16 protein-coding genes are annotated in these 21,104 nt (G+C 72.7%); 7 read left to right on the top strand and 9 right to left on the bottom strand.

Features of this window, described 5'->3' with window-relative positions; genetic code table 11:
- Positions 1 to 103 precede the first annotated feature (103 nt).
- From WMF46_RS15755 to WMF46_RS15740, 4 genes are all read left to right on the top strand, one after another.
- On the top strand, positions 104 to 1,765 hold the full coding sequence (locus tag WMF46_RS15755) for a hypothetical protein (RefSeq protein ID WP_437986358.1): 1,662 nt from the start codon (positions 104 to 106) through the stop codon (positions 1,763 to 1,765).
- An 11-nt stretch (positions 1,766 to 1,776) separates the two neighbouring features.
- On the top strand, positions 1,777 to 3,225 hold the full coding sequence (locus WMF46_RS15750; RefSeq protein WP_437986357.1) for a cytochrome c3 family protein: 1,449 nt from the start codon (positions 1,777 to 1,779) through the stop codon (positions 3,223 to 3,225).
- 108 nt (positions 3,226 to 3,333) lie between these two features.
- Positions 3,334 to 3,588: a hypothetical protein gene (locus tag WMF46_RS15745; protein ID WP_437746386.1), complete on the top strand. Its 255-nt coding sequence runs from the start codon at positions 3,334 to 3,336 to the stop codon at positions 3,586 to 3,588.
- Positions 3,589 to 3,665: 77 nt separating this feature from the next.
- Positions 3,666 to 4,796 (top strand): hypothetical protein, encoded by a 1,131-nt coding sequence (locus WMF46_RS15740; protein ID WP_437986356.1) that lies wholly within the window; start codon positions 3,666 to 3,668, stop codon positions 4,794 to 4,796.
- 16 nt (positions 4,797 to 4,812) lie between these two features.
- Here WMF46_RS15740 and WMF46_RS15735 read toward each other — a convergent pair whose 3' ends face one another.
- The gene (locus tag WMF46_RS15735) at positions 4,813 to 5,709 is read right to left on the bottom strand and encodes a diguanylate cyclase (RefSeq protein ID WP_437986355.1); all 897 of its coding nucleotides are present in this window, start codon (positions 5,707 to 5,709) and stop codon (positions 4,813 to 4,815) included.
- Between the two features lie 77 nt (positions 5,710 to 5,786).
- Between WMF46_RS15735 and WMF46_RS15730 the strand changes: the two genes are divergently transcribed.
- Together WMF46_RS15730 and WMF46_RS15725 are read left to right on the top strand one after the other, a co-directional pair.
- Positions 5,787 to 6,557, top strand: a complete 771-nt coding sequence (locus WMF46_RS15730; RefSeq protein ID WP_437986354.1) for a DUF3105 domain-containing protein — start codon at positions 5,787 to 5,789, stop codon at positions 6,555 to 6,557.
- Positions 6,558 to 6,598: 41 nt separating this feature from the next.
- Complete coding sequence (locus tag WMF46_RS15725) at positions 6,599 to 11,104, top strand: sigma 54-interacting transcriptional regulator (protein WP_437986353.1); 4,506 nt, start codon at positions 6,599 to 6,601, stop codon at positions 11,102 to 11,104.
- Between the two features lie 16 nt (positions 11,105 to 11,120).
- Here the strand turns inward: WMF46_RS15725 and WMF46_RS15720 are convergent, their stop codons facing one another.
- The 7 genes from WMF46_RS15720 to WMF46_RS15690 form a co-directional block, all read right to left on the bottom strand.
- Positions 11,121 to 11,855 (bottom strand): SCO family protein, encoded by a 735-nt coding sequence (locus tag WMF46_RS15720; RefSeq protein ID WP_437986352.1) that lies wholly within the window; start codon positions 11,853 to 11,855, stop codon positions 11,121 to 11,123.
- Between the two features lie 52 nt (positions 11,856 to 11,907).
- The gene (gene cyoE, locus WMF46_RS15715; RefSeq protein WP_437552757.1) at positions 11,908 to 12,906 is read right to left on the bottom strand and encodes a heme o synthase; all 999 of its coding nucleotides are present in this window, start codon (positions 12,904 to 12,906) and stop codon (positions 11,908 to 11,910) included.
- A 364-nt stretch (positions 12,907 to 13,270) separates the two neighbouring features.
- Positions 13,271 to 14,161, bottom strand: coding sequence for a carboxypeptidase regulatory-like domain-containing protein (locus WMF46_RS15710; protein WP_437986351.1), 891 nt, complete (start codon positions 14,159 to 14,161; stop codon positions 13,271 to 13,273).
- Positions 14,162 to 14,356: 195 nt separating this feature from the next.
- Positions 14,357 to 15,574 carry a hypothetical protein gene (locus WMF46_RS15705; protein WP_437552755.1) on the bottom strand — a complete coding sequence of 406 codons (1,218 nt, stop codon included), beginning with the start codon at positions 15,572 to 15,574 and terminating at the stop codon, positions 14,357 to 14,359.
- A 19-nt stretch (positions 15,575 to 15,593) separates the two neighbouring features.
- Positions 15,594 to 16,097: a T3SS (YopN, CesT) and YbjN peptide-binding chaperone 1 gene (locus tag WMF46_RS15700; protein WP_012235526.1), complete on the bottom strand. Its 504-nt coding sequence runs from the start codon at positions 16,095 to 16,097 to the stop codon at positions 15,594 to 15,596.
- 44 nt (positions 16,098 to 16,141) lie between these two features.
- Complete coding sequence (locus WMF46_RS15695) at positions 16,142 to 17,905, bottom strand: hypothetical protein (protein ID WP_437986350.1); 1,764 nt, start codon at positions 17,903 to 17,905, stop codon at positions 16,142 to 16,144.
- Between the two features lie 331 nt (positions 17,906 to 18,236).
- Positions 18,237 to 19,082, bottom strand: a complete 846-nt coding sequence (locus WMF46_RS15690) for an SDR family NAD(P)-dependent oxidoreductase (RefSeq protein WP_437986349.1) — start codon at positions 19,080 to 19,082, stop codon at positions 18,237 to 18,239.
- A 253-nt stretch (positions 19,083 to 19,335) separates the two neighbouring features.
- Here WMF46_RS15690 and WMF46_RS15685 point away from each other — a divergent pair, with 253 nt between their 5' ends.
- Positions 19,336 to 20,109 (top strand): J domain-containing protein, encoded by a 774-nt coding sequence (locus WMF46_RS15685; protein ID WP_437986348.1) that lies wholly within the window; start codon positions 19,336 to 19,338, stop codon positions 20,107 to 20,109.
- 4 nt (positions 20,110 to 20,113) lie between these two features.
- Here WMF46_RS15685 and WMF46_RS15680 read toward each other — a convergent pair whose 3' ends face one another.
- Positions 20,114 to 20,848, bottom strand: a complete 735-nt coding sequence (locus tag WMF46_RS15680; protein WP_437746375.1) for an OAM dimerization domain-containing protein — start codon at positions 20,846 to 20,848, stop codon at positions 20,114 to 20,116.
- Between the last annotated feature and the right edge of the window lie 256 nt (positions 20,849 to 21,104).

Raw genomic sequence — 21,104 nt, 5'->3', positions numbered from 1 at the left:
ACGAAAGCGAGCGCAGTCCGTGATTGAGCACCGCTCATGGATGGCGGAGCTTCCGTCACGACCTCGTCCCCGGCGGTCCAGCGACGCTCGCCCAGGCACGCACGTGGGGAGCGCCCGTCGCGTCCTCCTCTGTCGCCTCCCCCTCTCACGCGCGCTCGCCGCGGCGTGCCTGCTGCCTTGCGCGCTCGTCGCGCGCAGCGCGGACGCAGCCGACTTCGAGGTCGAGTCGACGACCGGCGTCCAGGCCTACGAGGTCGCGGGCCCCTGGGGCGACACGAACATCGAGCGGCGGCGGCTCCTTCAGACGCTGGGGCTCGCCGTCTACAACCTCCAGGGCGACTCCGCCCCAGGCGAGGCCGACTACTCGGCGACCGTGCGGCTCCGGCTCGACGCGGACTTCGGGATGAATGGCCACCTCGACGGCGCGCAGCGGGGCGGCGAGACCGACTACAGCATCGATGGCGGCTCGCGCTACATCCCGGGGCTGCGCGAGGCGCCCCTCGATCTGATGTACGCGTACGTCGAAGGGCGGAACGTCGCCAGCGGGTGGCTCGGCTTCCGGGTCGGCCGCCAGTACGTGAGCGACGTGCTCGGGTGGTGGTCGTTCGACGGCGCGCTCGTCCGGGTGACGACGCCCTACTACGTTCAACTCGAGGCGTACGGCGGGCTCGAGCAGCGCGGCGGCCTGCCGCTCTCCACATCGCGCTTCGAGCGGCAGGGGATCTGGCGCGGCAGCCACCGGGGATTCGGTGACGACCGGACGCAGCCCGGGAGCGCAGCAGATTTCCCGTCGTACCAGGAGGCCGATCTGGCGCCGGCGTTCGGCGTCGCGCTCGAGAGCGCCGGCCCGAACTACATCCACGGTCGCCTGACCTACCGCCGCGTTTACAACCTGGGAACCTCCGTCACCCAGCAGTTCCCGGATCCGGACGGAGGCGTCCGGACGTCCGATGAGTCGCGCATCTCGCAGGATCGGCTCGGGTACGCCGCCAACATCAACAAGCCCGATCTCGGCGGCATCAAGGGCGGAGTGACCTACGACTTCTACAACCAGCTCGTCGGCTCGTTCTACGGCGGCCTGGAGGTGTACGCCGGGAGCCGGGTCACGCTGGGGGCGGACGTCGACTACTTCGTTCCGACGTTCGACGCTGACTCGATCTGGAACTGGTTCACCCACGATCCCATCACCACGATCACCGGACGGGCGGCGGTGGACATCACCCGCGAGATGGATGTCGCGGCCTGGGGCGGCACGCGGATGTGGATCGCCGAAGGCAACCCGGAGGAGTTCGGCGCTGGCCAGTGCGAGGCGGTGAGGCGACCGGGCTGCGTCGGCGCGACGTCGCTCGATCCGAATGACGGCGATCTCCGCGACTACGCGCGCGACGAGAAGAACCGCGCCGCGACGATCTCGACCGATGTGCTCGCGAACCTCGCGGGCCGCTACCGCACGCGCACGACGTCGGTCGAGCTCCGCGGGATGCTGCAGACGGGGGAGCGCGGGCGGCGGACGGGGGCCGATCTCTCGGGAGAGAAGCGGCTGAGCGGGCAGCGCTACGCGCTCGGAGCGCGGATGTCGCTGTACAACTGGGAGGATCCGCTCAGGCCGGACCGGGGTGCGACGTCGTTCGGATATGTCCTTGGGGCCGGGTATCGGCCGGGCGAGGCCGCGGATTTCAAGCTCGAGTGGGAGCACGACATGAATCGGCTGGTGGGCCAGCGCTTCCGGGTCGTCGGCCTCGTGAACCTGCGGGTGGCGCCGTGAGCGAGGATCGCATGGACGCAAGACAGGACGGACGCCGCCGCGCTCGGCGAGACGAGGCGAGGTTCGTCCCTGGGTGGGTCGCGATCGTCGCGTGCCTTGGCGCGCTGGCGCTCGCGATCGTGGGCCCCGAGGCGGCTGCCCAGCCGAAGCCGCCGGCGGCAGCAGGCGACGACAGCGCCGAGGCGGCAGAGGAGGACGCGGAGGAAGGCGACGCCGAGGGAGAGGCGCCCGCCAAGGCGCCGCGCGGCGGGTACACGTCGGGCCTCCACCCGATGCCCGACGACGCGGAGGTGCCGCTGGCGTGGATGCCGCCTGGGACGAGCGCGACCCCGGTCCCGAGCGACGAGATCTACCCCCCGCAGACGCTGACGATCCGGTTCAACCACAAGAAGCACGTCAAGGGGCTCAAGCAGACGTGCAAATCATGCCACGGCGCGGCCTACGCGAGCGGCGCGGTGACGGACCGGCTGCTGCCGAAGCCGAGCGAGACGTGCGACAACTGTCATGATGTCGATCACTCCGACCTCACCCAGGTGAAGGCGGGGACGAACGAGAACGGACAGTGTGTGTACTGCCATATCGGGGAGAACGCTGGCAGCGACGGAAAGGTGGCGCCGCTCGTGCTGCCGCATGCGAACCTGCGCTTCCCTCACGCGAAGCACGTGAGCAGGAACATCAAGTGCAGCCAGTGCCACGGCCGCGTCGACCGGATCGAGCTCGCTACCCGTGACCAGCTGCCGCGCATGGCCGGCTGCTTCACGTGCCACAACATGAGCGGCGCGGCCCAGGGTGAGGCGAAGAGCGACTGCGACGTCTGCCACCTGACGCGCCCTGACGGGCGGCTCGTGACGGCGTTCGCCACGGGCGATCTGCTGCCGCCCGCGTGGCTGCACAGCGCGGGGCACACGCCCGACTGGCTCGAGCGGCACAAGCAAGTCGCCGCGAACGACAGCGCCTTCTGCGGGTCATGCCACAGCGCGAACTACTGCACCGACTGCCACGACGGGAAGATCCGTCCGCGCAACGTCCACCCGAACGACTTCCTCTCGATGCACCCGCAAGCGGCCCGGCAGGACAATCCTCGCTGCGTGAGCTGCCATCAGGAGCAGACGTTCTGTGCGGACTGTCACCGGCGGACGGGCGTGGCGCGCGACGCGCCGAGCGCAGCGCGGCCTGCGGGGCGCCGCTTCCATCCCCCGCCGGCGGAGTGGACCACAGCGCCGCGCAGCGCGAAGCACCACGCCTGGGAAGCCGAGCGAAACCTGAATGCGTGCGTTTCCTGCCACACCGAGCGGGACTGCGCGACCTGCCACGCGACGCGCGGGGCGTCAGGCGGGCAAGGGCTGAACCCGCACCCGCTCGGGTTCGAGAGCAAGTGCAAGACGGCGTTCTCCCGGAACCCGCGTCCGTGCCTGGTGTGCCATCAGTCGAGCGACAGGTTCGTGCAGCGGTGCCAATGAAAAGTCAAAATCCGTCAGTATATTCCTTGCCCTGGCCTTCCGGCGACGGGTATAGCGAAGTGCGCGCGGCTTCCCTAACGATCGCCGCGAACGCCAAGGAGAACGGGCGTGAAGGAGCTGATCAAGTACCTGATCGACAACCTCTATCTCGATTTCCAAGGGGAAATCACGCTGGAGACAGTGCGGGGCTTCCTCCGCGAGGACGACGGACGGGATGCACGCCAACTTTTGTCGAAGCTCATCGAGGAGAAAGGGGTAGACGACATGCTGATCACGCTGGCCGACTGTCTCAAGGAGCACATTCAGTCCGGGGTAAACGAGAAGGTCGTCCGCGAGCAGCTCTCGCTCTACTCCGAGAGCTGAGCACGCTAGCTCGCGCCACACGCCTCGCCCCCCTCCCCCTCTGCCTGCAGGCGGCCCTCGCGACGGTCGGCTGCGACGTGGGGGAGGCCACGCTCCAGCCGATCGACGCCCCTCCTGTCCAGCTGATCGAGGCGCGCGCCACGACCAGCCTCGACCAGAACTACCAGCCCGTCCGCACCACGCTCGATCCCGCCGGCATGACCGAGGTCCTGTCGACCGCGAGCTTCGTGCTGAAGTTCGATCGTTACCTGCTGCCGAGCTCGGTGAGCGCCACGGTCGGCGCCGAATCCGTGTGTGTCTCGGGCGATCTGGCGACAGTCCAGACCTACGCGGACTGCGTCAATCCGATCGCCCTGGCGCCCACGTACAACCCTGTCCAGCGGGAGGTCATCTTCCGCCAGATCGAAGGAATGCCGGGCCTGGTTCCCGGGACCCGGTACGCGCTGACGGTCTTCAAGCCGGCGGACGAGGCTGCGCCGTCCGGCATCCGCGCGTTCGACGGCGCACCCCTCGGCGGCAACACGCGCATCGAGTTCTCCGTCGCGGCGACGAACCCGCCTCAGGCGATGCCGGAGCGCCCGCCGAGCGGCGACTTCTTCTGCCAGCGAGACCTCGAGTGCGTCACGCGCACGGAAGCTTGCCAGGGAGACGCTCCCGCGGATCCGACGTGCGTCGCCTGCGTGAGGGGCGCCGCGTACTACCTCTTCTACGGCTGCTTCGGGTGCCACAACGGCGCGAGCGCCGCCGCTGGGCTGGACCTGAACCTGGGCACGGCGTTCAACCAGCTCGATCCGCTGTTCGAGACCGCGATCGGGCGCACCGCGCACCAGACCCAGATGGGCGAGAAGGCGCACGTGGGGGAGGCATCCCCGGAGCGCTTCGGCAGGGCCATGCCGCTCATCGACCCTGGAAACCCGGGGAACAGCTACCTGCTCTACAAGATCCTCATCGGGCAGAGCGCGGTCGACCCCTCCTTGCCCGCCGATGCGGCGGAGAAGCTCCGCCAGGAGAACGAGCGGCTGCAGGCGGCGTTCGTCGTGGGGATGCCGATGCCGCCCCCGCCTTCAAACCCCATATTCTGGTTCCACCCCCAGACGCCGGAAGATCAGGACACAACACCCTACGTGGACGGCATGGACATCCTGTCCACGTGGATCCTCAACGGCGCCGCGCCGCGAGACTGCTCCGCCCCGGCTGCCTCGCCCTGACGGCGCTTGCGGAGCGTCACATCACGCGATTCCGCCCGGCCTTCTTCGCATGGTAGAGCCGCTCGTCGGCGCGGCGGTAGAGCTCCATCGGCGAGACCGGCGCGTCCGGCGTGACGCCGGCGACCCCGAAGCTCGCGGTGACGGCGACCTCGCCGTCCTCGAAGCGGAACGGCGTGCGCTCGACGAGCGCGCGCAGCTTCTCGGCGACCAGGCGGGCGCCGTCGAGCGCGATCTCCGGCACGAGCAGCGCGAACTCCTCCCCGCCGACGCGCGCGAGGACGTCGTCGCGGCGGACGTTCGCAGCGGCGAGCGCGGCCATCTGGCGGAGCACGGCGTCGCCCGTGAGGTGCCCGCGGGTGTCGTTGATGTTCTTGAAGTGATCGATGTCGAACATGATGAGCGCGAGGTGGCGATGGTAGCGGCAAGCCCGCGATACCTCGCGCTCCAGCGCGACCTCGAAGGAGCGCTTGTTGTGGACCTGCGTCAGACCGTCGAAGGTCATCAGCCGGTAGATCTCCTCGTGATACGAGAGCTCGACGTTCCCACCCTGGATGAACTTGAAGATCGTCCGGCCGATCTTCACCTGGTCACCGTCCGTCAGGGCGCGCTCATCGACGGAGACGTCGTTCACGTAGGTGCCATTGGTCGAGCCGAGATCGCGGACAACGTAGCTCATCCCCGTCCAGGAGATGCGCGCATGACGCCGGCTCACCGCGTCGTCGTCGAGCGGGATATCGGTCTGTATCGCGCGCCCACACTCGATCGCCCCGGTCCCTAGCGCGATGCGGCGCCCGAGCTCGGTGCCGTAGATCACCACCAGGCACGCGGTGCCGGGCGCCACCGGCAGCACCGGCGGGGCGATCGCGGTGCAGGTGACGAGCGTCTGCCGATGATCGTTCTGTTGCTTCGCCACGCTAGGGGACCCAAGTACACCAGAGCCGACGTGCCAGGGCAACGCGCGTCGCGCGTCGGACATGGTAGGCTTCGGCCATGAAACACTGCGGTTTCGCGCAGATGTGTGTCGCTGCCACGATGGTCGCCGGGCTCGCCGTTCCTCTGAGCGGGTGTGGCACGAGCTCGCCCCCGATCGACGAGGGCGACGCCGCGCCCGCGCCGCAACAACCCGAGACCGTCACGAGCTTTCCGGATGCTCCGCCGCTCCCGGGCGAGGCCGAGTGCAAGGTCGTCGTCAAGACGGGGATCCCCGTCACGTCGGCGCAACACGTGGCCACGTGCGCGCCTGTCCAGTACGCGACCAACCCGCCGAGCGGCGGAGATCACTGGGGCCTGTGGGCCGAGTACAAGCGCTTCGAGTCCGAGGTCCCGCGCGAGATGTACGTCCACAACCTCGAGCACGGCGCGATCGTCCTCGCGTACCGGTGCGCCCCGTCCGGCTGCGCAGAGGTGAAGGCGTTGCTCGACGAGGTGCGGGCCGAGGCCGCCTCCGATCCGAAGTGCCTCATGGTGCCGGGAGGGCCGGAGGCGCGCCTCGTGATGACGCCCGACAGCGCGCTGGACACCCCGGTCGCGGCCGCGGCCTGGGGCGCGACGTACACCGCGACGTGCCTCGACAAAGCGTCGCTCGCGCGCTTCGTGGCGGACCACTACGGCAAGGGCCCGGAAGACACCTGCAGCGACGCGGGGGCCGTCGATATCGATCTGCCAGACGGCGGCGCGCCGAGCTGCGGTGAGGGATCGGGCGGCGGAGGCGGAGGCGGAGGCGGGGCAGGCGCGGCGGGGGGCGCTGCGCCGGATCCGTAACCGGGTTGACAGGTGGCTCCTTGCCCGGGAGCATTCCGGGGATGAGCGAGCCGTCGACCGTGACACCTCGGTTGGCAGAGCGCTTCCGGCTGCTGGACGTCGCGGGGTCCGGCGGGTCGGCCGAGGTCTGGAGGGCCGTCGATCAGGAGCGCGGCGGCGTGGTGGCGCTCAAGATCGAGGCGCGCGGGCGCGGAGCGTCCGCGGCGCAGCGCGCCTCCGTGCGGCGGGTGCTCGGCCGCGAGGCGCTGCACGCGGCGCTGGCGCTGTCGCCGCGGCTGCCAGAGCTCGTCGACGTCGGGTGGCTCGCGGCGCCACCTAACGTCGCGCGCGTCGAGGGCGCCCCCGGCGAGGAGGGGCGCGCGTTCGTCGCGATGCGCTGGATCGAAGGGCGAGCCGTCGCCGACGCCCTGCGCGGGCTGCCCCCTGGCGAGCGCGCGGGGCTCGCGCTCGCCGCCGCGCGCGACGCGGGCGAGGCGCTCGCCGACCTGCACGGCATCGGCCTGGCGCACGGAGACCTCAAGCCGGAGAACCTGATCCTGACGCCGGAGGGGCGGATCGCGGTGATCGACCTGGGGCTCGCCTGCTCGATCCACGAGACGTCCGTGGACGGGGCGACGCTGCGGTACATCGCGCGCGGGGACGCGGAGCTCGGAGACGCGCGGGCGAGGGACCTGCTCGCGCTGGGGACGCTGCTCGCCGAGATCGCCTTCCCCGGCGTGGCGGACGCGGACGATCCGATCGGAGCGGCGCGGGCCGCGGCGGCCGCGGAGAGCACGGCCGGGCCGCCGCTCGACGCGATCTGCCGGGCGCTCCTCTCGCCCTCCCCCGCGGCGCGCCCGTCGTCCGCGTGGGTCACCGAGTCGGCCCGCGCCGCGATCGCCGGCGCGCAGCGGGCGCGGCCCCCGTTCGCCGCACCCCCCGCCGGGCGCGCCGGCCGCGATGCGGGGGCGCCCGGCGCAGAGCGCGATCGACAGGACCGCGACGCGCGCCGCGTGCGCGCCGCCTACCTGCGCCTGCGGCGACACGAGCTCGAGGCGGCGCTCGGGGTGCGCGACGATGTCGCCCCCTGGCTCGTGGACGCGTTCGCGGTGGTCGAGCGGGTGCGCGCGCTCTCCGGCGCGTCGCTCCGCGCGGGCGACGGCGCGGCGCGCGTGGGCCCGCCGCAGAGCGACGCGGCGTGGCTGGGGAGGCTCGGGCCGGACCGCGTCGCGCGGTGGCTCACCGCGCTCGCGGGGACGAGCGCGACGGCGTGGCCGATGGGGCAGCTCGCGTCTGCGCCGGAGAGGGCGCTCGCGGACGCGCTCGTCGCGCTCGCGCGGCAGGTCCCGCCGCGCGCCTGGACGTTCGCGGACGTCGAGGCGGCTGCGCTGGGAACCCCGGGGAGCGGCGCGCGGCGGCGGGCGAGCGCGGCGCCGAAGGACCGCGGAGCGGCCGAGGGCGCCGCCGAAGCGCACGCCCTCGGCGCGGCGGAGGCGGCGGCGCTGGCGCTCGCGATCGCGCGGGTGCCGCCGGATCCGCTCGCACTCGAGGCGATCGAGCAGCGCGACGACGCGCCGGCCAGCCTGATCGTCGCGGCGGCCAACGCGCTCCGGCTGCACGGCGACGCCGGGCGCGCGCGGAGCCTGATGCTGCGCTCGTGCGTTCGCGGCGCGACGGAGGCCGCGGCGCTCGCGGCGGAGGTGCTGCGGCGCGCCGGCGATCGCGCCCTCGCGGAGGAGCGCGCGCGCGCCGCGATCGACGCCGGCGCGGACCCGGAGGGGCGCGCGCGCGCGGTGCTCGCGCGCGTCGCGATCGACGCTGGGGCGCTGGAGGCGGCCGACGCGCTCGCCGGGGACGCGGTCACGGCGCCGCTCTGCGAGGTGCGCGCGCTGCTCGCCGTGCTGCGCGGCGACACCGCGCGGGCGCTGTCGGAGGTGGCGCGCGGCGAGGCGCTCGCGAGCTCCGTCGAGGAGCTGGCGCGGCTGGCCGCCGTGCGCGGCTACGCGTGGCACGCGAGCGATCCGGAGCGAGCGCACGCGTCGTTCAGCGCCGCGGTCGACTACGCCGTCCGCGCCGGCGCGGTGGTCGAGGAGGCCACCTACCGGACCGGCGAGGCGGCGGCGGCGGTGGATCTCGGCGATCTCGACGGCGCGATCGCGACGTCGACCCGCGCGGCGCTGCTCTGGGAGCACCTCGGCCGGCCGGCGCAGGGCGCCCGGGCGCTGCTCGCCTGCGCCGCCGCCTACGCCACCGCGGGCCTGGTGCACGAGACCTGCCGGACCGCCGAGGACGCCATCGCGCGGGCCCGCGACGCGGGCGACGCGAAGGCGGAGGCCTACGCGCTCTGGGCCATCGCCGACGTGGTCGCCGCGCGGGGCGACGGCGTCGTGAGCGCGGACGCCGGATCGCACGTCGACCCGCGCGCGGCGGCGGCGCGCGCCGCCGCGCTCCTCGCCGGAGGCTCCGCGGACGACACGCTCCGGGCGGCCGCGCGGCTCCTCCGCCACGGCGCGGGCGAGCTCGATGGAGCCCGCGTCGAGGAGCTCGACGAGCTCGCGAACGGCCCGGAGCCCGCGGCGGCCTCGCGGCTCGACTGGTGGGGAGCGCGCGCCGCGATCGCGCTCGCCGCGGACGACGTCGGCTCCGCGGACGACGTCGGCTCCGCGACCGCCGCGGACGACGCGCCGCGCGGCCCGGCGGGCGCATCGGCGTGGCGCGGCCGCAGCGACCGCATCCTCGCCGCGATCGCCGCGCTCGCGGGCGCCCGCGCCCCGATCGCGGCGCGCGGCCCGGCGCTGGCAGCGGCGCACGCGCTGGCCGTCAGGGCCGGGCAGACGGACGTCGCGCACCGGGTGCTCGCCGCGCTCGCCGACGCCGCGCGCGAGCTCTGCGTGCGCACCGCCGGCGCAGGCTCGGCGGGCGCCTCCGCTGCCTCACCAGGGGCGTCGGCGCTATCCGGCGCGGTCCGGTCGCTCCCGTGGGTCGTCCGCGCGCGGGCGCTGCCGGAGAGCGGGCTTCGGCCCGAGCAGGCGCGCGATCTGGAGGCCCTCGTCGGCGCGCTCGGCGAGCGCGAGCGGCTCGCGCCGCTGCTCGACCGGGTCGTCGACGCGCTCGTGCTCTGGACGGGGGTCGAGCGGGGGCTCCTGCTCCTGCGCGCCCCGAACGGGCGCCTCGTCCCGCGGGCCGCGCGCAACCTGGCGCGCTCGAGCCTCGGCGCGGAGCAGCTCGCGCTGTCGGAGACGCTCGCGCGCCGCGCCCTGGAGGCGCGCGAGCCGGTGGTCGCGGTCGACGCGGCGGGGGAGCTGCCGAGCGTGCACCACAGCGTGCACGCGCTGAAGCTGCGGAGCGTGCTGGCCGTCCCGCTCGTGGCGCGCGGCGAGGCGCTCGGTGTCGTCTACCTCGACGACCGCGTGCGCCGCGGCGCGTTCGGCGCGCAGGAGCTGCGGTGGGCGCGCGCCATCGCGTCGGTCGCGGCGCTTGCGATCTCCGACGCGCGCGCGCAGGTCGAGCTGCGCCGGGCCGCGCGCCGCGCGGAGCGCGCCTCGTCGCGCCTCGCCGAGGAGCTCGCGCGGCGCGAGGCGGAGCTCGACGCCGCGGCGCTCGAGCTCGCCAGGGCGCGCGGCGGCCGCGACACGCGCTACCGGTACGACGCCATCATCGGCGAGAGCGAGCCGCTGCGCGCGATGCTGCGCCTCGTCGATCGGGTCACCGCCTCCGAGGTTCCGGTGCTCGTGTGCGGCGAGTCCGGCAGCGGCAAGGAGCTCGTGGCGCGGGCCATCCACCACAACGGCCCGCGCGCCGCGCACGCGTTCGTGAGCGAGAACTGCGGCGCGATCCCCGAAGGGCTCCTCGAGTCGGCGCTTTTCGGGCACGTGCGCGGCGCGTTCACGGGCGCGGATCGCCCGCGCGCCGGGCTCTTCGAGGTGGCCGATCGGGGCACGCTGTTCCTCGACGAGATCGGCGAGATGAGCCTCGCGATGCAGACGAAGCTGCTGCGGGTCATCGAGGACGGCCTCGTGAGGCCGATCGGCTCCGAGCGGGCGCGCAAGGTCGACGTGCGCGTCATCGCCGCGACCCACCGGGATCTGGAGGCGCTCGTCCGGGCCCGCGCATTCCGGGAGGATCTGCTCTACAGGCTGAACATCATCACGATCCGGGTTCCGCCGCTGCGCGAGCGCGCGACGGACGTTCCGCTCATCGTCCAGCACCTCGTCGAGAAGCACAGCCGCGGCTCGGTCCGGGTCACGCGCGGGGCGATGGATCGCCTCTCGGCCTGCGCGTGGCCGGGCAACGTGCGCCAGCTGGAGAACGAGATCCGGCGGGCGATCGTGCTCTGCGACGGGACCATCGATCGGGAGCACCTCTCACCGGAGATCGCGCACGGCGGCAACGCGACGCCCCGCGAGCTCGGCCTCAACGTCCGAGCGAGGATCGACGCGCTGGAGACGGAGCTGGTGCGCGACGCGCTCGAGCGCACGCGCGGGAACCAGACGCAGGCCGCCAAGCTGCTGGGTCTGTCCAGGTTCGGCCTTCAGAAGATGATCAAGCGGCTCGCCATCGAGGCGTGAGGAGGGCGCGAGCGGGTCACCTCGACTTCACGAGGGCGCCCGCGTCGCGCAGGACCGCGTCGATCCCGTCGTCGTTCGCCTCGTAGTAGCCGCGGATCACGCCCTGCTGGTCGACCAGCACGAGGCGCTCGCCATGGAAGATGCTGAAGAGGCCAGGGCTCGACTCCTTCTTGCCCATGGCGATCTTGAAGCCGTCGAGGACCGTCGACTCTATCTGATCGAGGGGGCCTGTCAGGAACGTCCAGCGCTCGAGCGGGAGCCGCTGCGACGCCGCGTAGGCTGCGAGCACCGCCGGGGTGTCGTTCTCCGGATCGACGGTGAATGTCACGAGGTGGAGCGCGTCACCGAGATCGCGGCCTCGGCGCTCGATCTCGCTCATGCGCTGCGTGAGCTTGGGACAGACGGTCGGGCAGGTCGTGAAGATGAAGTCCGCGATCCACACGCGGCCCCGGAGCTGCTCCAGCCCGAACCGCGCGCCCCGCTGATCCGTGAGCTCGAAGGCGGGCAGAGGGATGCGGATCGCGGGCGTCTCCGCGGCCTGGCCGTGGAGCGCGCGCCCGGCGATCCCGATGGTGATGAGCGCCACGAGCCCGACCAGCGCGAGGAGCGCGGCCCAGAACACCGGCGTGCCCACGAGCCCGCCACGCCGAGGCCTCCCCGCGTCGCCGCGGTCGGACGGAAGTGATTGGTCGGTCGGCTCCGCAGGCGACAGAGCGCCGTTCGTGTGGCGCGTGGGCTCCGTTGAGACCATCCGGTGACGCTTAAGGGCCTGTCGCCAGTGAGTCAAGGCGACGAGGCGCCGCTCAGGCGCCGATCATCAGCGCAGCGAAGAGGAGCACCAGGTAGACCATGGAGGCGAAGAAGACCTGACGCGCCCAGCGAGCGCCGGTGCCCGCGCGGAGACCGTAGACGCCGAGCCCGAAGAACGCCCCGCCGAGGAGGATCGCGGCGCCGAGGTAAACAGGGCCCGCCACGCCGAGCGGGACGAACAGCACCGAGGACAGCACGAGCAGCGCCAGGTACCCGACGATGTGGCGCCGTGTCGTGAGATCGCCCTTCTCGAGCGGCAGCACCTTGAGCCCCGCGCGCTGGTACTCGTCCTGACGGAAGAGCGAAATCGCGAGGAAATGCGGGATCTGCCAGAGGAACATGACAGCGAAGAGCAGGAAGCCGGGCGCGTCGATCTGCCCTGTGACGCTCGTCCACCCGAGCAAAGGCGGGATGGCGCCGGGGATCGCCCCGATCGGCAGCGACAGCGTCGTCCTGCGCTTGAGCGGGGTATAGACGAGGACGTAGCTGAGCAGCGCCACCGCGGCGAGCACGCCCGTGATCGCGTTCACCCCGAGAAACAGCACCGGAATCGAGGCGGCCGAGAGCGCGATCCCGAACCAGAGCGCCAGCTCCGGCGAAAGCCGCCGCGCCGGCAAGGGGCGGCTCCGCGTCCGCGCCATCAGCAGATCGGTGTCGCGCTCGATGTACATGTTGAGCGCGTTGGCGCCGGACACGACGAGCGCCGTCCCCAGCAACGCCAGCGCAAGCTGCGCCGGCGGCACCGCCGCGCGCTCGATCGCGGCCTCTCCCGCCAGTCCGGCGCGGAGATAACGGCTCGCGACCCACATGCCGCCGAGCATCGTCGCGACCACCATCCTCGTGATGCGCGGCTTGGTGAGGCTCACGAGATCGGCCGCTCCCTTGAGCAGCGGGCGCGCGCTGGTGGGGACCGCACAGCCGCCGCCCTCGGATGGCTCGGCCTGGCGAACGTAAGGGACCGGGGCGCGCTCGGCGGCCGGCTCGACGCTCATGGTCACGCGCGCACCTCGCTGCTGTGCCCGGCGCCCGCGCCGCGCGCTCGCGCGACATCTCCGAAGATCCCTGGTCTCGGGACAGCTACACTGAAAAACGACGTCATCACCGGAGCGCGGGAGGCGGGAGAAAACAGCATCGGGGCCGGGAGACTAGCGCGCACAACACGGCTCGGGGAGTCGAGTTCGTCAGTTGTCGCCTGCCTCCCTTTAGGGCACGAGTCGCCTTGCGGCAACCGTCGTGGCGTGCTCATCCGTTCTTTGCGCGTCGAGTGAGCCTGGAAAGGTCGCTCCACCGCGCCGCTCGCCGCCAGCCGGGCGGCCCGGGGCGGGGCGACGCCTGCTGCAGGCGCTGCCATGGATCTCACCAAAGGCCCTTGAGCTCGTCCTTGTTTTCCGCCGGCTCAGGCTCGGTGCCAGCGTACGTGAACGTGACCTGGGCGGGCTTGTCGTCCGCGACCGTGACGTCGGCCGTCTTCAGGCCATGGTGCGGGTGCCACGCATCGAGCTTGTACTTGCCGGCAGGGACCTTCTCGATCGTGAACGAGCCGTCATCGCCGCTCACGGCGAAGAAGGGGTGATCCGTCACCACGACAAAGCCGCGCATCCACGGGTGGACGTCGCAGGTGAGCTTGATGATGCCGTCCTTCCACGCCTTCGTCAGCGGCGCGGCGCCCCCCGGCTGCGCCTGGTTGAACAGCGTCTCAGAGCCCTTGTAGGTGTGCACGTTGTGCAGCGTCCTGTCGCTGTTCTTGATGTCGACCTGCTGCTCGGAGACCACGCCCTGGATGCGCGGCACATACATGCAGTCCTGCTGGTCGACAACCGCGTGCGCGTCGGGCGCCTTCCAGCTGCCCGGCACGCCTCCGACCGCGATGCGGACGAAGGTGTCCTTGAGCTTGCCATCGTTGACGACAACAGCGTTGTACAGGACATCTTTGTCCTGGCAGACCGGGGCGTCCTTGCGCGCGGTGGGGACCTTCATCTCGACCGGCTTGCCGGTGAACTTGACGACCCCCTTGATGATCCCCTTGCCCGCGGGGGCCGCCGGGGCGGCCTCCTGCGCCGTGGCCGTCGGCGCTTCAGACCCCTGCGGAGCCGCGGCGGGCTTCTCGGCCGAGGCCACGGGGGGCGCCGCCGTGGTGGCGGTCGCGGCCGTACCGCCGCTGGGCCTCGAGGGCTCCTCGGGGCACCCTGCGAGCGCCAGCGCGGTGAGCGCGAGAGCAGAGAGCGAGGCGAGATCGCGACGATGCATGAGGACTCTCCCGCGCCCGCGGCGCGCCACGCGAGCCTGGTTCGCGCCCCTCCGCGCCTGATCTGGCCTTTTAAGGAGGGACCGTCTGGACCGGGCGGCGGCTCCCACCGCGTCCTTCTGGCGAGCAGCGGGTGGAATGCCGCGCGCTGTTCTTCCGCACAGCGAGGGCGTGCTTAACGAGTGTCGTCGCTCGCGTCAACCTGACGCGCCGCCGGTGATGTCCGGTTTCCCGGCGCCCGGGAGCGAGCTCGAGGTGCGCTCGCGCTCGTTCGCGAGCATGGCCGCCCAGAGGCCGCGCTCGTCGCGGGCCGCGAGCGCGATGCAGAGGGCGGCGATCACCAGCGACAGCGCGCCGAGCGGCACCTCCGGGGCGCTGCCCGCGACGAGCAGCAGCGCGAGCGCGCCGCCCAGCGCCGGCAGCCGCGGCGGGGCGACGAGCGCGAGCGCGACGACCACCACCGACAGGGCGGCGACGAAGAGCTGGATCGAGAGCGGCACGACCGGAGCGGGGCGGGTGAGCAGCCGGTCGAGCGCGCGGCGGAAGAGCGCCTCGACCATCGATGCGTCGTCGGCGGCGCCCGCGAGCGCCGCCCGCGTGGCGAACAGCGCTGACGCAAGCGCCACCAGCGAGAGCGGGCTCACGAGGCGCGGCGGCGGCGGCTCGGCGTCACGCGGCCGCGCCTCGCGGCCCGCGCCGAGCGCGACCGTCGCCGCGAGGACGGCCAGCGCATCGAGCGCGAACGCGGCGGTCGCGACAGAGCTCGTGGCGCCGGCGAGCGCCTTCGAGCCGCGGTCGTTCGCCCAGACGGCCAGGAGGACGCCGGCGAGCCGCACGAGCGCGGAGGCGCCGATGAGCCCGAGCGCGGCCGCGACCGGCCGCACGAACGGGACGCGGAGCGCCTCCCACGCGCTGCCGAGCGCGAGGATCGCGGCGCTCACGCCGATGAGCGCGGCGGACAGATCGGGCACGCGCTGCACGGTCGCGTGCAGCACGACCAGGATGACGAAGCTGCCCGCGACGATCGCGCCGATCCGCAGCGCGTACGGGACGCGGCTCCGCACGACCGCGCTGATCAGCGCCATCGCGACGACGATGGCGCCGATCGCGAAGAGCTGCGAGGCGCCGGCGCCGGCGAGCTCGATCGTGTGGACAGCGCGCTCGATGCCCACCGCCAGGCCGACCATCGCCGGCGCGACCATGCGGCCGAGGATCATCGCGAGCAGGGCGAGGACGGCGAGCGGCCGGATGAGCGCGAGCACAGGCAGGCCGGCGAGCGGAGGCCGCCCGGCGGCAGAGGACCGGCGCTCGGCGGGCGGAGGCTCGCCGCCCTCCTCGCGACGGGGCGAGGCAGCGGTGTCCGGCGCGGCGGAGGGAGGAGGGCCTTCGGGTGGGAGATCGATGGTGAGGAGCATGAAGAACAGCGCCCGTCGCTCAGCCCTTGTCCCAGGCGCGGGGGGCTTCGAGATCCGTGAAGACCGCGGCGGTCGCCGAGGCGTCGATCAGGTCCTGCATCCGCTGGCCGCCGGCCTCCTCGACGATGCGATCGTCGTACTCGTCCGCGAGCACGGACAGATCCCGGAGGGCGACAAGGATCTCGTCGGCGTCGAGCGTCTCGCCGCCGAGGAGCGTGTGGACGATGACCACACACGAGCCCTGCGCGACGTAACCGAAGGCGCCGAAGCGGATGCGCGCGTTCAGGCGGAGCAGCTTCATCGCGAGGTCCGGCGTCATCTCGACGCCGCGGGCGAGCTGCGCGACGAGCCGCACGAGCGCGCGATCGGGCGCCCAGGGAAGGACATGAAGGTAGACGTACGCTGTCCCCTGGCGAACGACGTAGAACTGCGGCTCGACTCGGGTGAACGCCGGGGAATCCGCGAGCGCCGCCTCGATGCGCGCGTTGGTCACTCGAACGGCCTCGTCGGAATCCTTCGGCATGACGCGGAGGATACATCGCCGCGGTCCCGGTGCAGAGCCGGGACCTAACGCCTGAGCGGAAGCAGCGGGCCTGGCGGCGCTGGCGCCCCCTCGTCGCCCGGGACGGGCCGCGGCCCCTTGCGCACAGGCGCCGGCTCGATCGGGGCGGCGCCGGAGGGCGCCTTCAGCAGGAACGGGCGGGCGTTGCGGGTCGAGCACGCGTCGTACGGATCCCGGTGGAACTCCCAGTGCAAGTACACGTTGCCGTCCGGCGACACGATCGCGTCCGGCGCCTTGCCGAAGGGCGACGCGCGGTGCACCGAGTTCAGCGCGACGATGTCGAAGGCCGTCATCCCGCTCGGCCTCGTGACGCCGAGGCGCACGACGCTGCCGCTGTCCTTGTTCAGGACGATCTCCACGTGCGTGACCCGGTTCTGGTTGAACGCGTGCCCGGAGGGCAAGCTCTCGAGCGACGCCAGGAACTCCTCCGCGAAGATCGGGTGGAGCCGGTTGTGGATCATGTTGATGTACGTCGCGAACGGCACCCGCGCGGCGTTGAGCGAGGTCTGGTTGCCGGGCTTGACCGAGGGGTCGTAGTTCTCGATCGCGGCACGCCATTTCTTCCACTTGTCCGTCGTCTCCCACGAGCCCCGGTGCGCGCTCCTGCGGGAGGCGCCGTCCGAGGCCCGCTCCGCCCTGAGCTTCTCGTTGCCGACGGCCGCCTGCACGCCGGCCATGTCCAGGTTGAGGTTGGGCCCGCCGGGGAGCCCCGGCGCGCCGAGGCCGATCGAGCCGACACGGACCGGGCTCTGGTAGGGCTGCGGCGTCGCCTTCTTGCCGGCCACACGGCTCTTGCCGTCGCCGCCCGGGTTCGCCGGATTGAGGGTATAGCCGCCGCGCGCGCCGTCGATCACCTCGGGCGACGCCGGGCCGGAGCCGCCCGCGGCGCCCTTCTCCGGCGGCGGAAGCGCGGGAGAGACCTGCGCGACGCGAGCGCCGCCGCTCGCGCCCGGCACGCTCGGGGGGGGCGCCGCCCGGGAGGCCTGCGCTGCCTGCGCCGGCGACGCCGGGCTGTGGTGCTCCGCGCTCTCGCTCTCTGGGTTCCCCTCGCCCGGCGCGTGCTTCTCGTTGCCGGCGCGCTCCTCGCTGTGGCCGCTGTGATCGTGGTCGCTGTCGCCGACCCTGTCCGTCGGCGCCTTCGGCCCCGACGGCGTCCCGGGCGTCGGCTCGGGATCGTCCTGATCCTTCGAGCGGATCTGCGCCATGGTCTCCTCGTCGACCTTGTTGGCGTCGTCCGCGATCCGGTTCGCCTCGGGGTTGTCCTGCTGGTCCTTCTGGACGTGCTGCCGGACGGCGATCCGCTGATCCGCCGGCGGCAGCGGCGGCGGCGGCGCCGGCTGGACCGGTACGATCTTGGCCACCTCTTCCTTGGGCGGCTCAGGCTTTGGCGGCGCGGGCGGAGGCGCCTTCGCCTGGCGCGGCGGCTCGGCCTTCGGCGGCTTCCGCGGCGGGATCGTCGCCGCCTTGGTCGGCTCGGGCTTCGGCTGCTGCGGATCGGGCGTCGCGTCCTTGTCCGGCTCGCTGTCCGACGGCAGCTCGGGCGGCGCGAGCGGGGCGGGGGGCGGCGTGAGCGCAGCGCCGTCGGTCAGGATCTCGAACGTCGTGTCGCCCGGCCGGAGGCCATCCCTCACCGCGTGGACCATCTGGCGGAGCTGCGCGCGATCCTCGATGACCTGCGCCACCTCGACGGCGCCGCCGCCGCCCGCCATGTGCGCCACGATCGCCGCGCAGATCCACAGGGCGAGCGGGATGTGGGCGTCACGCGACACGGCGCTCAACGCCTCCGCGCTGCAGAGGCCGCACCGCGCGACATGGCGCAGGCGTAACAGCAGCGAAAGACGGTCACCGGTGGCACCTCCAGACTCCGCGTGAACGACCTGCTCGAACAGTGCGCCGATGCGCCAAACGTACCCCGGAAGCGGTTCGAACCTAGCATCCAGGGATCAGCGCAGCAACGGTCGGCTCGCGCGCAGCCGCATCGTCCGCGCCGCGCCGCGCGTGCGACGCGATCCGCGGGAAGCAGCCCCGGGCGGGCGCGCCGGCGCCCCGGCCGCGCCCGCCCTCGGCGAGGCGCCCTGCGCCGTCGCGCCGGCGCCACGATCAGAGCTTGATGATCGCGTCCCAGTGATCCGCGATCTCCTGCGCCGTCCAGACGCCGCCCTCGTCCTTGAACTTCCCGGGGCTCTGGACGACCTTGTAAATGTACATCTGTGCACCGGCGACGGCGAGGACGTTGCCGGTCTTGTCGGCGCACAGGTCGGACGCGAGGAACAGCGCCGCAGGCGCCACGTGCGCCGGCGTGAGCGTGTCACCCGCCGATTGGAACATGGGCAGATCCTCCGTCAACCGCGTCTTGGCGATGGGCGCGATCGCGTTGACGGTGATCCGTTGCTTCTGCAGCTCGATCGCGGCGGTGCGGGTGAGGCCGTAGATGCCGGCCTTGGCAGCCGCGTAGTTGGCCTGCCCGAAGTTGCCGATCATCCCGGAGACGCTCGTGGTGTTGACGATCCGCCCTCCCCCGCCCTGCGCGACCATCTGCTTCGCAGCGGCCTGCGTGCAAAGGAACGTCCCCTTCAGGTGAACGGCGATGACGGCGTCCCACATGCCCTCATCCATCTTGAGGAGCGTCTTGTCGCGGACGATCCCCGCGTTGTTCACCAGGATGTCGACCCGGCCGAACGCATCGACGGCGGTCTTCACGATCTTCGCCGCGCCCTCGGGGGTCGCCACGCTGTCGAAGCTCGGCGCGGCCTGCCCGCCCGCGGCCTTGATCTCCTCCGCGACCTGCGCCGCCATCGCGTCGCTCGAGCCCGACCCGTCGCGCGTCCCGCCGAGGTCGTTGATGACGACCTTCGCGCCCTCCCGGGCGAAGAGCAGCGCTTCCTCGCGGCCGATCCCGCCGCCGGCTCCCGTGATGATCGCGACCTTTCCGTCGAGCAAGCCCATCGCAGATTCCTCCTGATCCGCGCGCCGGCGCGGTGCGCCGTGCCGTTTTCGCGCGGAGCTTCGCACGGCGGGCCTCGGCCCGGGCACACATTCGTGCGCGCCGGCGCGCGCAACGCAATCGAGCGAAGGCCGAGCGACAGCCGAGCGACGGTGCGCGCGAGCGGGCCCGTCCGGCGAGGGTGACGGCCGGGCGCCCGAGCGCCCGCGCCGCTTCCTTGGCCGATCGAGCGCGGCAGTGATAACGCCGCCTTCGATGCAACTGCCCAGCCGCCTTTCCACGTCGACCCTGGGAGACCTGCTCGGCGCGCTGCACCGCGAGAAGACCACCGGGCTCCTGGAGCTCTGCGAGCTCCGGACGCCGAGCGGCTCGACGGTGCCGGGCCGCCAGCACCGGATCCAGCTCTTCTCCGGCCTCGTCACGGCCGTCGAGACGCCGCTCCGGGTGCCCCGCCTCGGCGAGATCCTCGCGAAGGAGGGCTCCGCGCCCGAGCCGTCGATCCAGCGGCTCGCCGCGCTCGTCGCCGCGCACCGGGGGCGCCGGACCGGCGAGGTGCTCGTGGCGGCGGGGCTCATCCCGGCGACCGCGGTCGACCGCGCGCTCCGGATCCAGCTCCGCGCGCGCATCGAGGCGCTGTTCAGCATCGAGGAGGCGACCATCTGCTTCCACACGGCGAGGCCCCTCGCCGGGTCGCTGCGGCAGACAGGCCCGCTCCCGCCGAGCGACTTCCTCCACGGCCGCCCGCGCGCGCGGGATCGGCAGCGGCGCGCCGGCTCGTCGGCGCGCGCCGCGCACAGCGGGCCGGCGGGCGCGCCGCCGCGCGCCGCTCGGGCGGACGAGCCGCGCCGCCGGGCGCTCGATGTGCTGGGTCTGCGCGAGGGCGCGACCGAGGCCGAGATCCGCCGCGCATTCCGCCGCCTGGCCGCGTCCATGCACCCCGACCGCGCCGCCGCGCACGCCGGCGACGGCGCCCAGCGCACCGCGCGGTTCGCCGAGCTCTCGGCCGCCTACCACCTGCTCGTCGCCTGACCGGCTACGCCCGGCCCACGAGGCGCTCGATCAGGAACGAGGCCACGGTGATCGGCTTGGTGCCCGGGCCGAAGCCAGCGTCGAAGCCGAGCTCGACGGCCAGGTTGTGATCGATGCGCGGGCCGCCGAGCAGCAGGATCACCTTGTCCCGGAAGCCCTGGCGCGTCGCCAGGTCGACGAGCGCCGCCGCGTTCTCCTTGTGGCAGTTCCGCTGGGTGATCACCTGCGAGACCAGGATCGCGTCCGCGCCGAGCGCCTTGGCCTTCTCGCAGAGCTCGGCGTTCTCGACCTGCGCGCCGAGGTTGTGGGCGTCGAAGCACTTGAAGCTCTCGAGCCCCTTCTCGCCGGCAAACCCCTTGTAGTTCAGGATCGCGTCGATGCCGACCGTGTGCGCGTCGCTGCCGGTACACGCCCCGACGACCACGATCTTCCGGCCGAGCTTCTTCGCCTGCGCCTCGATGTCGTCCCGCGTGAGCGGCTGGGCCGCGAGCTCCTGGACCTCGATGTCCGAGAGGTCGACCCCGTGCTGGGAGTGCCCGTAAACGACGAAATACGTGTGCTCCCGGCTGGCCTGCTCCATCGCCGTGACCAGCGGCTCGCGCAGGCCGTGCGACTCGGCAAAGCGCTTCGCCGCCTCGCGCGCGCGGTCGCCCGGCAGGACGCGGAGCGTGAACGACATCTGGACCATCCCGTCCCCCTCTCGGTCGCCATACGCACGCAGGATGTTTCGCAGTGTCATGCTCACCTCTGTCTACAACCAGGGGGCCGGAAGAGCCCATCCATCGTTGACAGTATCGCCATGCGGCGCCGCGCGGCCAGCGCGATCGAGGGGGCGAGAGCGCGCGTCTTCCATGGTTCCACGCTTCCACGCTTCAGCCATGCTTCGGCGCACAGAAGATGCCAAGTCAGGAAGAATGTCTTCCGGCGCGCTGACGCTCCGGCCCTCCAGGAGAGTTGTCCCGGGAATCCCGTCCTTCGCGGCGCGCCCGAAGCCC

Origin of the sequence: Sorangium sp. So ce117, from assembly GCF_051524395.1 — a bacterium.
GTDB classification, from domain to species: Bacteria; Myxococcota_A; Polyangia; order Polyangiales; family Polyangiaceae; genus Sorangium; species Sorangium cellulosum_B.
Note: the sequence above shows the minus strand (reverse complement) of the source record. Positions and strands in the feature narration are given on the sequence as shown.

What these genes read in the sequence shown, in the direction of transcription:
- WMF46_RS15750 (WP_437986357.1), top strand. Translation starts at nt 1,777, where the DNA reads ATGGACGCAAGACAGGACGGACGCCGCCGCGCTCGGCGAGACGAGGCG.
- WMF46_RS15730 (WP_437986354.1), top strand. Translation starts at nt 5,787, where the DNA reads ATGAAACACTGCGGTTTCGCGCAGATGTGTGTCGCTGCCACGATGGTC.
- WMF46_RS15725 (WP_437986353.1), top strand. Translation starts at nt 6,599, where the DNA reads ATGAGCGAGCCGTCGACCGTGACACCTCGGTTGGCAGAGCGCTTCCGG.
- WMF46_RS15720 (WP_437986352.1), bottom strand. Translation starts at nt 11,855, where the DNA reads ATGGTCTCAACGGAGCCCACGCGCCACACGAACGGCGCTCTGTCGCCT.
- cyoE (WP_437552757.1), bottom strand. Translation starts at nt 12,906, where the DNA reads ATGAGCGTCGAGCCGGCCGCCGAGCGCGCCCCGGTCCCTTACGTTCGC.
- WMF46_RS15710 (WP_437986351.1), bottom strand. Translation starts at nt 14,161, where the DNA reads ATGCATCGTCGCGATCTCGCCTCGCTCTCTGCTCTCGCGCTCACCGCG.
- WMF46_RS15705 (WP_437552755.1), bottom strand. Translation starts at nt 15,574, where the DNA reads ATGCTCCTCACCATCGATCTCCCACCCGAAGGCCCTCCTCCCTCCGCC.
- WMF46_RS15700 (WP_012235526.1), bottom strand. Translation starts at nt 16,097, where the DNA reads ATGCCGAAGGATTCCGACGAGGCCGTTCGAGTGACCAACGCGCGCATC.
- WMF46_RS15690 (WP_437986349.1), bottom strand. Translation starts at nt 19,082, where the DNA reads ATGGGCTTGCTCGACGGAAAGGTCGCGATCATCACGGGAGCCGGCGGC.
- WMF46_RS15685 (WP_437986348.1), top strand. Translation starts at nt 19,336, where the DNA reads ATGCAACTGCCCAGCCGCCTTTCCACGTCGACCCTGGGAGACCTGCTC.
- WMF46_RS15680 (WP_437746375.1), bottom strand. Translation starts at nt 20,848, where the DNA reads ATGACACTGCGAAACATCCTGCGTGCGTATGGCGACCGAGAGGGGGAC.